The 12706-nt window shown below is 63.0% G+C and carries 11 protein-coding genes and 1 tRNA gene; 4 read left to right on the forward strand and 8 right to left on the reverse strand.

Annotation, left to right across the window (positions count from 1 at the left end; genetic code table 11):
- Positions 1 to 120 precede the first annotated feature (120 nt).
- From DEM26_RS09650 to DEM26_RS09680, 7 genes are all read right to left on the reverse strand, one after another.
- Complete coding sequence (locus DEM26_RS09650; RefSeq protein ID WP_109172277.1) at positions 121 to 1275, reverse strand: iron-containing alcohol dehydrogenase; 1155 nt, start codon at positions 1273 to 1275, stop codon at positions 121 to 123.
- Entirely contained in the window at positions 1272 to 2660 is a 1389-nt protein-coding gene (locus DEM26_RS09655; protein ID WP_075775451.1) for an aldehyde dehydrogenase family protein, read from the reverse strand. The genes DEM26_RS09650 and DEM26_RS09655 overlap by 4 nt, the downstream gene beginning before the upstream one ends.
- Positions 2661 to 2704: 44 nt before the next feature.
- Positions 2705 to 4069 (reverse strand): glutamine synthetase family protein, encoded by a 1365-nt coding sequence (locus DEM26_RS09660; RefSeq protein ID WP_088723204.1) that lies wholly within the window; start codon positions 4067 to 4069, stop codon positions 2705 to 2707.
- Positions 4070 to 4172: 103 nt separating this feature from the next.
- Positions 4173 to 5210 carry a TRAP transporter substrate-binding protein gene (locus DEM26_RS09665; RefSeq protein ID WP_075775171.1) on the reverse strand — a complete coding sequence of 346 codons (1038 nt, stop codon included), beginning with the start codon at positions 5208 to 5210 and terminating at the stop codon, positions 4173 to 4175.
- Positions 5211 to 5253: 43 nt separating this feature from the next.
- On the reverse strand, positions 5254 to 6579 hold the full coding sequence (locus DEM26_RS09670) for a TRAP transporter large permease (protein WP_075775170.1): 1326 nt from the start codon (positions 6577 to 6579) through the stop codon (positions 5254 to 5256).
- Positions 6579 to 7085 (reverse strand): TRAP transporter small permease subunit, encoded by a 507-nt coding sequence (locus DEM26_RS09675; protein WP_075775169.1) that lies wholly within the window; start codon positions 7083 to 7085, stop codon positions 6579 to 6581. The genes DEM26_RS09670 and DEM26_RS09675 overlap by 1 nt, the downstream gene beginning before the upstream one ends.
- Positions 7085 to 7855 carry an N-formylglutamate amidohydrolase gene (locus tag DEM26_RS09680; protein ID WP_075775168.1) on the reverse strand — a complete coding sequence of 257 codons (771 nt, stop codon included), beginning with the start codon at positions 7853 to 7855 and terminating at the stop codon, positions 7085 to 7087. Before DEM26_RS09680 ends, DEM26_RS09675 begins: the two co-directional genes overlap by 1 nt.
- A gap of 147 nt (positions 7856 to 8002) precedes the next feature.
- On the opposite strand from DEM26_RS09680, the gene DEM26_RS09685 reads away from it, so the two are divergent.
- Positions 8003 to 8872 (forward strand): MurR/RpiR family transcriptional regulator, encoded by an 870-nt coding sequence (locus tag DEM26_RS09685; RefSeq protein ID WP_281143358.1) that lies wholly within the window; start codon positions 8003 to 8005, stop codon positions 8870 to 8872.
- An 88-nt stretch (positions 8873 to 8960) separates the two neighbouring features.
- On the opposite strand, the gene DEM26_RS09690 is transcribed toward DEM26_RS09685, so the two are convergent.
- Positions 8961 to 9045: transfer RNA gene (locus DEM26_RS09690), tRNA-Leu, on the reverse strand.
- A gap of 160 nt (positions 9046 to 9205) precedes the next feature.
- Here DEM26_RS09690 and DEM26_RS09695 point away from each other — a divergent pair.
- From DEM26_RS09695 to DEM26_RS09705, 3 genes are all read left to right on the forward strand, one after another.
- The gene (locus DEM26_RS09695) at positions 9206 to 10192 is read left to right on the forward strand and encodes a complex I NDUFA9 subunit family protein (RefSeq protein ID WP_109172279.1); all 987 of its coding nucleotides are present in this window, start codon (positions 9206 to 9208) and stop codon (positions 10190 to 10192) included.
- A 49-nt stretch (positions 10193 to 10241) separates the two neighbouring features.
- On the forward strand, positions 10242 to 11039 hold the full coding sequence (locus DEM26_RS09700; protein WP_075775165.1) for an undecaprenyl-diphosphate phosphatase: 798 nt from the start codon (positions 10242 to 10244) through the stop codon (positions 11037 to 11039).
- 218 nt (positions 11040 to 11257) lie between these two features.
- Positions 11258 to 12691, forward strand: a complete 1434-nt coding sequence (locus DEM26_RS09705) for an NAD(P)-dependent oxidoreductase (protein ID WP_109172280.1) — start codon at positions 11258 to 11260, stop codon at positions 12689 to 12691.
- Positions 12692 to 12706 lie beyond the last annotated feature (15 nt).

Below are 12706 nucleotides of genomic sequence, written 5' to 3' on the forward strand. Positions count from 1 at the left end.
CGGGTCTTGTAACAGAATTTTGGCAAGATTGATCATGCAGTCAATTTACTTATCAACACGAGCCACAGATGCGTGAGCCGCAGGCGCGTGCGACGACCTTCCGGCCCCCGCACGCAGATTTTATAGGCACGCCTCGTAGAGCGCGCGGGTATTGTCGACGGTCATCTCGACCGGATTGCCGCCACAGGACGGATCTTCCAGTGCCATCTCGACCAGCATGTCGAGATCCTCGCGCTTCACGCCCATCTCGGTCAGGTTAGCCGGGATGGACAGTTCGGTGCGCAGGCTTTCGATGCGGGCCTTGAAGCCGTCGAAGCCGCCCGGGATGCCAAGGTAAGCCGCCGCGCGGTTGATCCGCTCTTCGATGGCGGCGCGGTTGAAGTCGAGCACCATCGGCATCACGCAGGCATTGGTCGTGCCGTGATGGGTGCCGTAGACCGCGCCGACCGGATGGCTGAGCGAGTGGATCGCGCCGAGCCCCTTCTGGAAGGCCACCGCCCCCATCGCCGCCGCCGACATCATGTTGGCGCGCGCTTCCAGATCGTCCGGCGTCGTGAAGGCGCGCGGCAGGTTCTCGAAGACCAGCCGCATCCCTTCAAGCGCGATACCCTGGCTCATCGGGTGGTAATGAGGGCTGCAGAACGCCTCGAGACAATGCGCCAGCGCGTCCATCCCGGTGCCCGCCGTGATGAAGGGCGGCATGCCGACCGTCAGCTCCGGATCGCAGATCGTGATCGCGGGCATCAGCTTCGGGTGGAAGATGATCTTCTTCTTGTGAGTCTCGGAATTGGTCAGAACGCCCGCGCGCCCGACCTCCGAGCCGGTCCCGGCGGTCGTCGGTACCGCGATGATCGGCGCGATGGCGTCGCCATTGGCGCGCGTCCACCAGTCGCCGATATCTTCCAGATCCCAGACGCTGAGCGAGCTGTCCTGCCCCGCCATCAGCGCGATCATCTTGCCCAGGTCGAGCGCCGAGCCGCCGCCGAAGCAGATCACGCCGTCATGGCCGCCCGCTTTATAGACCTCGATCCCGGCGGCCATGTTGCCCTCGTTCGGGTTCGGATCGACCTCGGAGAAAACCGCGCGGCCCAGACCCGCGCCGTCCAGAACGTCGAGCGCCCCGGCGGTGATCGGCAGCGCCGCCAGCGCCTTGTCGGTCACCAGAAGCGGCTTGTTCATGCCCACGGATTTGCAGTGATCGGCCAGTTCCGAGATCCGGCCGGGGCCGAACTTGATCGTAGTCGGATAGGACCAGTTTGCGGTGGGGGCAGTCATTTCGTCACCTTCTTGAGATGGTAGGATTTCGGACGCGTCAGCGCGTGATAGCCCAGCACCGAGAGCGAGCCGCCACGGCCCGTTTCCTTGCAGCCGGTCCAGCACAGCGCCGGGTCGAGATAGTCGCAGCGGTTCATGAAGACGGTGCCGGTCTGCAGCCGCTTGCCCATCGCCTCGGCGCGGGCCGGATCGGCGGTCCAGATCGAGCAGGTCAGCCCGTAGTCGCAATCGTTCATCGCGGCGATGGCTTCCTCGTCATCCTTCACCGGCATGATGCCGACGACGGGACCGAAGCTTTCCTCGCGCATCACGCGCATCTCGTGGTTCACGTCGACGAGGATCTGCGGCGCGAGATAGGCGCCGCCATCGTCTGCCGGGAACAACGAAGGATCGAGCAGCGGCTTCGCGCCATCGGTGATCGCGTCCTCGATCTGGCCGCGCACCACTTCGGCGAAACGCTTGTTCGCCATCGGGCCGAGGGTCGTTTCCGGCTCGAACGGATTGCCCAGGGTCAGCTTGCTTGCCCAGGCTGCGGCCTTTTCGACGAAAGCGTCGTAGAGGCTCGCATGGACGTAGATTCGCTCGATCCCGCAGCAGCACTGGCCCGCGTTGAACAGCGCACCATCCATCAAACCGTCGACCGCCGCGTCCAGGTCGGCGTCTGCGGCGACGTAACCCGGATCCTTGCCGCCCAACTCGAGGCCCAACCCGGTAAAGGTGCCCGCCAGCGCGCGCTCCACCGCGCGACCGCCGCCGACCGAGCCGGTGAAGTTGACGAAATCGAACGCCTTCGCGCCCATCAACTCTTCCGACACCTCATGCGTGAGGTAGACATTCTGGAACACGTCCTGCGGCACGCCCGCCGCGTGGAAGGCTTCGGCGATGCGTTCGCCCACCAGCATCGTTTGCGTCGCGTGCTTCAACATCACCGTGTTGCCCGCGATCAGGGCCGGGACCAGCGAGTTGATCACCGTCATGTAGGGGTAGTTCCACGGCGCGATGATGAAGACGACGCCTACGGGTTCGCGCGCGATCTGGCGCAGGAAGCTGTCGCTCTGCTCGACCACCATCGGGGCCAGCGCCTCTTCGGCGATCGAGGCCATGTAGCCCGCGCGCTCGTTCATGCCGCCGAATTCGCCGCCATAGCGGGTCGGGCGGCCCATCTGCCACGCGAGCTCCTCGACTACGAGGTCTTTCATCTCGTTGAGCTTGGCGATGCCCGCCTCGACGAGCGCGATACGCTCGGACAGCGGGCGCTCGGCCCATGCCGGCTGCGCGGCGCGCAGGCCTGCGGCCAGCGCCTGCGCGTCGGAGGCGCTCAGCGCCTCGCGTTCGGCATAGACCTGCCCGTCGACGGGCGAGATACATTTCAGGGTCTTGGTCATCATGTCTCCTTGCGGGGTGTAGGGCCCCGCGGGTCTGTCAAAACTCAGGCGCGTTCGAAACCGCGCATCCGCTCCCAGTCGGTCACAACTCGGTTCTGTTCTTCGATTTCCCAGCGGGCGGCGCGCACGTAATGGGCCATCACGTCCTCGCCGAAGGCGGATTTGAGCATGTCCGAACCTTCCAGAGCGCCCAGCGCCTCGGTCAGCGATTTCGGCACCTCGGTCACTTCGCCCGCCTTGTAGATGTCGCCCGCGGCTTCCGGGCCCGGGTCCATCTGCTGCTCGATCCCGGCGAGCCCCGCCGCCAGAAGCGCGGCGCAGGCCAGATAGGGGTTCAGGTCGGCGCCGCCGATGCGACATTCGACGCGGATGGATTTCGTGTCCTCGCCGCAGATGCGGAAACCCGCGGTGCGGTTGTCCAAAGACCAAACCGCTTTCGTCGGCGCGAAAAGCCCCTCGCAGAAACGCTTGTAGCTGTTGGTGTAGGGCGCGAGGAAATAGGTGATGTCACGCGCATGGGCCATCTGCCCGCCGAGATAGTGGCGCATCAGCTCGGACATGCCATTGGGCGCGTCCTTGTCGAAGAAGGCAGGCTTGCCACCCTTCCAGAGCGACTGGTGCACGTGGCTCGAACTGCCCGCCTTGTCGGTGTGATATTTCGCCATGAACGTCGCCGACAGCCCGTGGGACTGGGCGACTTCCTTGGCGCATTGCTTGACCAGCACATGCATGTCGGCGGTCTGCAGACCGGCCGCATATTTCACGTTCAGCTCTTCCTGGCCGCGCTCGGCCTCGCCCTTGGAGCATTCGACCGGCACGCCCGCCGCATAAAGCGCGTTGCGCATCGCGCGCATCGCCGGTTCGGCGCGCGAATTGCCCATGATCGAGTAATCGACATTGTAGCGCGCGACCGGGGTCGGCTCCGGATAGCCCGCGTCGAAGAGCTGCGGATAGCTTTCCTCGAACAGGAAGAACTCCAGCTCGGTCGCCATCATCACGTCATAGCCCATGTCCTTCGCGCGCTTGAGCTGCGATTTCAGCATCTGGCGCGGCGCATGGGGGATCGGCTCGTGGCTGTGATGATCGAGCAGATCGCAGATCACCAGCGCCGTGCCCGGAACCCAAGGGATCAGCCGCAGCGTCTCCATGTCGGGCTTCATCACGTAATCGCCGTAGCCGCGTTCCCAGCTGGACGCGTCATAGCCCGGCACCGTGACCATCTCCATGTCGGTCGCCAGCAGGTAGTTGCAGCAATGGGTCTCTTCCCATGCGCTGTCGATGAAATGCGCCGCGTGGAACCGCTTGCCCTGAAGCCGTCCCTGCATATCCACAAGGGCTGCGATGACGGTATCGACCTCGCCAGCATTGACCGCCTTCTTGAGCGCGTCGAACGACATTTTTCGCGACATGAGTTCCTCCGGGATCAGGGTCACCGCGCGAGAGTGCCGCGCGGTGCAAAGCCCTACAAGAGGGCAAATAAGAGCGGGCAGGACGGGCTGCCCGCCGACGAGATCAACCGCAACGGTAGGGCGGGCCTGCCTTGCGCATCGTCTCGTTATACTTGCGGAAGATGTCGACGACTTTCGCCTTCAACTCGCTCTCGGCCGCGATCTCGTCCCAGAACTTGTGCGCCGCATCCTCGACCTTCTGCCATTCGGCATCCGGGATCGTGGTGAGCTGCATGTCCTCGCCATCGACGCGCAGCTTCGCCTCGCCCGACCAGTACCAGTACTGGCGGTGGTAGTGCGATTGATCGAAGCAGGTCTTCATCAGCGTCTTCAGACGATCCGGCACTTCGTTCCAACGATCCATGTTGGCGAAGAAGTGGCCGATCCACGCACCCGAGATGTTGTTGGTCAGGAAGTAGGGCGCGTTCTTGCCCCAGCCCGAGGTGTAATCCTCCGTGATGCCCGACCACGCGACGCCGTCAAGCTCGCCGGTCTGCAGCGCGACTTCCACGTCTTCCCACGGGATCGTCACCGGCACCACGCCGAATTGCGCGAGGAAGCGCCCGGCGGTCGGGAAGGTGAAGACCCGCTTGCCGTTCAGATCGTCGAGCGACTTCACCGGCTCTTTCATGGCGAAGTTGCACGGATCCCACGAGCCCGCCGAGATGTGCTTCACGCCCACGGCCGAATACTGCTCGTCCCAGATCTCGTTGAGACCCCATTCGTTGAACAGCGTCGGCACGTCGAGCGAGTAGCGCAGGCCGAAGGGGAAATAGCCGCCGAAGACGGTGACTTCGGTGGGCGAGGCCATCGAGTCGTCGTCGGATTGCACGGCGTCGATCGTGCCCGACTGCATCGCGCGGAACAGCTCGGAGGTCGGCACCAGCTGGTCGGCGTAGTAAAGTTCGATCTCCATCTCGCCATCGGCGATTTCGTTGAAGGTCTTGATGCAGTTATCCACGACCTGTTCAGCCAGCGCGGGGCCGGCATAGGTCTGCATCCGCCACTTGATCGGCGTGGTTTGCGCGACGGCCGGGGCCGCAAGGCCCGCCGCAGCCGCACCCACCGCACCGGTGGTGAGGAACTGTCTTCTTGTCGTCATCACTCTCTCCTTGTTGGTTGATCCCGGTTTTTCCGGGTTATGGTTATCTTCCAAGCACCGCATGCGGCAGCCAGAGCGCCAGCTGCGGAAAGATCATCACGAGGATCAGCGTCAGGACCATCACGCCCACGAAGGGGATCACGGAGGCGTAGATCACAGGCAACGTGAATTCCTTCGGCGCCATCGCCTTCATCAGGAACAGGTTATAGCCGAAGGGGGGCGTGAGATAGGCAACCTGACAGGTGATGGTATAAAGGACACCGTACCAGATCATGTCGAAGCCCAGATGCCGGGCGAGCGAGACATAGACCGGAGCCACGATCACCAGCATCGCCGTGTCGTCGAGGAACATCCCCATCACGAGGAAGCTCAGCTGCATCAGGATCAGGATCTGCCACGGGCCGAGACCGAGGCTGTCGGTGAAGAAATCCTCGATCGCGCGGCCCGCACCCAGACCGTCGAACACCGCCCCGAAGGAGAGCGCCGCGGTGATGATCAGCATGAACATCACGGTGATCTTGAGCGTGTTCTCGGTCGCGACCTGGAACACCTGCCAGGTGAAGCGCCGCTTGATCACCGCCGCGAAGACAGCGGCCAGCGCGCCGATCACCGAAGCTTCGGTCAGGCTCGCCCAGCCTTTGAGGAATGGCACCATCATCGCAATGAAGATGAACACCGGCATCAGACCCGCACGCAGCAGACGCAGTTTCTCGCGCATGGTGATCATCGCGCGCTCTTCCGCATCCATCGGCGGCGCGAGGTCGGGGTTCAGTTTGCAGCGGATCACGATATAGGCGACGAAAAGCGTGGCCATCAGAAGCCCCGGCACAGCGCCGGCCAGCCACAGTTCGGAGACCGGCTGGCGTGCGATCAGCGAGAACAGCACCAGCACGACCGAAGGCGGAATCAGGATGCCGAGGCTCGACCCCGCCTGAATCACGCCCGAGATCATCAGCTTGTCGTAGTTCCGGCGCAGCAGTTCCGGCAGCGCGATCGTCGCCCCGATCGCCATGCCCGCTACCGACAGCCCGTTCATCACCGAGATCATCACCATCAGCATGATTGTCCCGATGGCGAGGCCGCCCGGTAATGGCCCGAACCAGACGTGGAACATCCGATATAGGTCTTCGGCCAGACGGCTCTCGGACATCACATAGCCCATGTAGACGAACATCGGCAGCGTCAGCAGCGGCGTCCATTTCATCAGCTTCATGACCGAGCCGAAGCCCATCTGCGTGCCGCCCGGCCCCCAGAGCCAGAAGGCCGCGACGACCGCGACGAAGCCGATCGCGCCGAAGACGCGCTGGCCGGTCAGCATCATCAGCAGCATCGTCGAGAACATCAAAAGGGCGATGGTGTTGTGATCCATCAGATTTCCTCTCCGCGAATAGTCGCGACATCGCGGATCAGAAGCGCCACGGCCTGCAGGAACAGAAGCGCGAAGCCCGTCGTGATGATGACCTTGATCGGCCACAGCACCGGACGCCACGCGGTCGGATTTCGCTCGTTGTATTCGAAGGAATAGACCGTCGAGTCATAGGCCGAGTAGACCATGATCCCGAGATAGAAGAGCAGCGCGAAGACGGTGAAAGCATCCCACCACGCCTGCCCCTTCGCCGACCAGCGGGAATATAGCAGGTCCATCCGCACGTTGGTATCGCCCTGCAGCGTCCACGGCGCGCCCAGCATGTAATAGGCCACCAGCGTGAACTGGGCCATTTCCAGCGTCCAGAGTGCGGGGATCTGCACAATCTTCGTCACCGACGAGAACAGCATGATGCCCATGATGACGTAGAGCAGGTACATCGCCAGTTTGCCGAGCTTGCGATTGAACCCGTCGATCAGGCGGACATAGGCGACACTCCAGCGTGGCATCAGGCGGCCTCCCCGTTATTTGCGGTGATCCGTGACAGCGCGGCTTGCAGTACCGGCGCAAGCGTCGCGGCCATCGCCTCCTGCGCGGCGGGATCGGCGATCAGATCGTTGCGCAGTTCCAGCATGACATTCGGCAGCCCCATCGGCGTCGCTTGCAGCGCCAGCGTATGACAGACACCATCGGCGCCTGAGTAAGGTTCGTTAAGACGCGTATCGAGCTCGGTGACACGGCGGGCTTCCTCGAGAACCGCCTGCGCAAAGCTCGGATCGGCGTCGTGGATCACGCCGAACTCTACCGCGCGGGGCTGACCGAACCAGATCGGCGTGAAGGAATGCACTGTGACCAGTGCAGTGGCTTGCCCGCGCGCCAGCCGCTCGGCAACGAGACCGCCCAGAGCCGCGTGGAACGGAAGATAAAGCGCCTCGGTGCGGGCGCTGCGGTCGTCCGGTGTCAGCCCCGCATTGCCGGGGATCTCGTGGATCTCCGATTGCACGGGCATGGCTCCGGTATGATGCGGCGGGCGATTGAGATCGTAGATCAGCCGCGACTGGCAGGCCGCAACCAGCGGCGCCTCCAATTTCGCGGCCAGACCGCGCGCGAGGCCCAGCGCGCCGGGATCCCAGGCGATATGCGCGTCGCGTTGATCGGGGGTCAATCCCAGCTCGCCCCAAGGCGCGGGAAAGGCATTCGACGCATGTTCGCAGACCAGAACGATCTGGCCCGAACGCTCTGCGCCTTCGATGTCCACCGCTGCATGCGCGCTGTTCAAATTGGTCCCTTCCTGTTGCAAGGCGCGATTCTGCGTCGCGTCCTTAGCGTCAGGCTCGCCCCGGCACCTCGTGTCTGTCAAGAAAATTTCAGAGAAGAAAATTCTGTTACAATCATTTCTAACGTGATTCGCACGGGAGTGCCCGATTTGTCAGCAGCCACGCAAAGCATCGAAGACAGGCTCCGGTCGGGCATCGAAGAGATGACCCGGACCGAGAAGCAGCTCGCCGGACATATCCTGCGTCACTATCCGATGGCGCTTCTGGGATCTGTCGCGCAGCTGGCGCGCGCCGCCGAGGTCTCCTCTCCCACCGTCGTGAGACTTGCCCAGAAGATGGGCTATGGTGGCTATCCGGGACTGCAGCAGGCGGTGCGCGACGAGCTGGAGGCGCAGCTTGTCTCCCCGCTCGTCAAACATGACCGCTGGGCGGGGGATGCGCCCGATACCCATATGATCAACCGCTTCGCCGATACGGTTCTGGGCAACCTGCAGGCGACCCTGAAGCAGATCGACCATGCCGAGTTCGACGCCGCCGCCGCGATGATGGCCGATCCGAAGCGGCGCATTTTCGCGACCGGGGGCCGGATCACCGGCCCGATCGCAGCTTATTTCGTGGCACATATGAAGGTGATCCGGCCCGGGGTCGAGCTGCTCGAACCGCTATCGAACAGCTGGCCGCCCGCGCTTCTGGAGATGCAGAAGGGCGACGTGCTGCTGGTATTCGACATTCGCCGCTATGAATCGAGCGTGCTGCAACTGGTGGAGATGGCGGTCGAGCAGGGCGCGGAAGTCGTGCTGATCACCGATCCCTGGGTCTCGCCTGCCGCGACGCATGCGCGCTATCGGTTTTCGGCGCAGATCGAAGCGCCCTCGGCATGGGATTCGACGGTCGCGATTCAGGTTCTGGTCGAAACGTTCATGGCTGCGATCCAGTCGCTCACTTGGGAGGAAACCTCGGCCCGCATGGCTAGGCTCGAGGCGCTTTACGATCGCGCGCGCTTTTTCCGCAGGAAATAAGGCAAAGCGCGGGCCGCTGCACGAGGACTCGCCACCCGAAAACGAAAAAGTCGCGCAACCCAGATGAGTTGCGCGACTTTTTTAGTAGTGGTGCCCAGGAGAGGACTCGAACCTCCACGCCTTGCGGCACACGGACCTGAACCGTGCGCGTCTACCAATTCCGCCACCTGGGCAGGTGCCGTGGAGCGCGAGATACAGAGCGGCGCTGGGACTGTCAACGGGGATCGACACGAAAAATTCGCAAGCTTTCACTCTTCGGGTCTTTGGCCTTGTTCCCGCGGGGGCGAGGCGGTAATCAAAGGACGAAATTCTTGCAAGGAAAGGCCTCTGCCCATGTCCAAGCTGGTTACGATCTACGGCGGTTCGGGGTTCGTCGGGCGGTATATCGCGCGGCGCATGGCAAAGGACGGTTGGCGGATTCGCGTTGCGGTCCGGCGTCCGAACGAGGCGCTCTTCGTCAAACCCTACGGTGCGGTCGGGCAAGTCGAGCCGGTCTTCTGCAATATTCGCGACGATGCCAGCGTGCGCGCAGCGATGCAGGGCGCGGATGCGGTGATCAACTGCGTCGGCATCCTGGTGAACGAAGGCAAGAACAAGTTCGGGGCGGTGCAGGCCGAAGGCGCAGGCCGCGTGGCACGTATCGCCGCAGAGATGAACGTGCCGAAACTGGTGCAGATCTCGGCCATTGGCGCCGATCCGGACAGCCCCAGCGAATATGCCCGCACCAAGGCTGCGGGCGAGAAAGCGGTTCTGGAGGCCTATCCGCAGGCCGTGATCCTGCGTCCCTCGATCATTTTCGGCAACGAGGACGGTTTCTTCAACAAGTTCGCCTCGATGGCGCGATTCACCCCGATCCTTCCGATCACCGGTGGCAAGACCAAGTTCCAGCCGGTCTTCGTCGACGATGTCGCGAAGGTGGCGGTCATGGGCGCCGACGGGAAAGTCGCGCCCGGCATCTATGAACTCGGCGGGCCGGATGTAGAAACCTTCCACGACCTGATGAAGCAGATGCTGACAGTGATCCACCGTCGTCGGCTCGTGCTGTCGCTGCCGCGCTGGATCGCAAGCATCATGGGCGGCGTCTTCGATCTGGGCCAGGCCGTCACCGGCGGGCTGTTCACCAACCGCATCCTCACGCGCGATCAGGTGAAGAACCTGCAGGCTGACAATGTCGTGTCCGAGGGGGCGAAAGGCTTCTCCGATCTCGGAATCCATCCTATGGCAATGGAAGCCGTGATGCCCGGCTACCTGTGGCGCTTCCGTCCCGGTGGCCAGTATGACGACATCAAGGCTTCCGCGAAGAACCTTCGCAAGACCTGACCCACCTCCAAGCGTCGCGTGCGGCGCAGTTCTGACATAGGCGGTATTCTTGAGCTATCTGAACGATGTTCTGCTCGGTGTGATTGAAGGGATCACCGAGTTCCTCCCGATTTCGAGCACTGGCCACCTCATTCTCGCCGAACATTGGCTCGGTACGCGCTCGGATACCTACAATATCGTCATTCAGGCCGGGGCGATCCTCGCCGTCACGCTGATCTACTGGCGCCGCCTGATGGAACTGCTGTTCAACTGGCGCGATCCTGAAAACCGCGACTATTTGGCGAAGCTGACCGTTGCCTTCCTGATTACGGCCGTTCTGGGCCTGATCGTAAAGAAGATGGGCTTCGAGTTGCCGACGGCCATTCAGCCAGTCGCCTGGGCGCTGGTGATCGGCGGCTTCTGGATGCTCTTTGCCGAACGCGTCGCGGATCGTCAGCCCGATAGCAGCCACGTCTTCTGGCGTGTCGCGATCGCAGTCGGGATCGCGCAGATCGTGGCCGGGGTCTTTCCGGGCACCTCGCGTTCCGCCACGACGATCTTCGTAGCGATGCTTCTGGGCACCTCGAACCGCGCGGCCGCGACGGAATTCGCCTTCCTCGTCGGCATCCCCACCATGTATGCGGCGAGCGGTTACGAATTGCTCAAACAGTTCAAGGACGGTGCCGGCGGCAACGAGGACTGGACCGCGCTCAGCGTCGCCTTCATCGTCTCGACAATCACGGCCTTTGTCGCGGTGAAATGGCTCCTTGGCTACATTCAGGGGCACCGTTTCACCATCTTCGCGATCTACCGGATCATCTTCGGTGGGCTCTTGCTGAGCCTCGCGGCGGTCGGTGTGCTAGGCTAACGAAGCGCGAATCGCTTTTTGGCGGTGCGTCATCTTCAGGAAAATCAGGGAAAAGCCGCAATAACGTAAACTAAGCTGACCTAGTTTGAGTGATTTTGAGGGGCCTTCTCGCGCACCTCACACAAAAAACGCACATTTAGGTCAGCCTTGCTTACTTTTATTGCTGCGGCAAGCGGTGTAGTCATGCGCACCCACCGGTTTTCTAGGGAGGCGCCACAATGGCCAAGCAACCGATGCTCAAGTTCGTCAAGACGGCGAAAGAGATGCCTCAGAAGCGCGACGCGAACGTGCGCTCCCATGATTTCAACGAAATCTATCGCGAATACGCGGACGAGAAGGCTGCCGAGCAGGCGAGCCGCTGCAGCCAGTGCGGCGTGCCGTATTGCCACACGCATTGCCCGCTCCATAACAACATCCCCGACTGGCTGCGCCTGACCGCCGAAGGCCGTCTGCAGGAAGCCTACGAGATGTCGCAGGCGACCAATACCTTCCCGGAAATCTGCGGTCGCATCTGCCCGCAGGATCGTCTGTGCGAAGGCAACTGCGTGATCGAACAGTCGGGCCACGGCACCGTCACCATCGGCGCGGTCGAGAAATACATCACCGACACCGCTTTCGACATGGGCTGGGTGAAGCCGATCAAACCGGCGACCGAGCGTGCCGAAAGCGTCGGCATCATCGGCGCGGGTCCGGGCGGCCTGGCAGCGGCCGACATGCTGCGTCGCGCAGGCGTTCAGGTCACCGTCTATGACCGCTACGACCGCGCGGGCGGCCTGATGACTTACGGCATCCCCGGCTTCAAGCTCGAGAAAGACATCGTCATGCAGCGCGTGAAGCAGCTGGAAGATGGCGGCGTCGAATTCGTGCTGAACTGCAATGTCGGCACCGACATCTCCTTCGACGCGATCCGCGGAAAGCATGACGCGGTGTTGATCGCGACGGGCGTCTACAAGACGCGCGAACTGACCGACGAGGGTGCAGACGCCGCCGGCATCGTGCGCGCGATCGACTATCTCACCGCCTCGAACCGCAAGAGCTTCGGCGACGAGGTACCGGAATTCGAGGACGGCACGCTCAACGCCAAGGACAAGCGCGTCCTCGTCATCGGCGGCGGCGACACCGCGATGGACTGCGTGCGCACCGCGATCCGTCAGGGCGCCACTTCGGTGAAATGTCTCTATCGCCGCGACCGCGCCAACATGCCGGGCTCGCAGCGCGAAGTGCAGAATGCCGAGGAAGAAGGCGTGGAATTCGTCTGGCTCTCTGCACCGGCCGGCTTCTCGGGCAATCCCGTCACCAACTGCTCGGTGCAGCGGATGCGTCTGGGCGCTCCGGACAAGTCGGGTCGTCAGAGCCCCGAGAAGATCGAGGGCGGCATCTATGACGAAGAGGCCGACCTGGTGATCAAGGCGCTCGGTTTCGAGCCCGAAGACCTGCCCGGCGCGTGGGACGCCGACGATCTGGAGACAACCCGCTGGGGCACCGTGAAGGCCGAGTTCGGCACCCACGCGACCTCGATCCCCGGCGTCTACGCGGTCGGCGACATCGTGCGCGGTGCTAGCCTCGTTGTCTGGGCGATCCGCGACGGGCGCGAAGCGGCTGGCTCGATCCTGAGCTATCTCGAAAACGTGGCGGCGGTGGCAGCGGAGTGATCCGCGCCCTGTCGA

This window comes from Thioclava sp. NG1, assembly GCF_003122275.1.
Lineage (GTDB): Bacteria > Pseudomonadota > Alphaproteobacteria > Rhodobacterales > Rhodobacteraceae > Thioclava > Thioclava nitratireducens.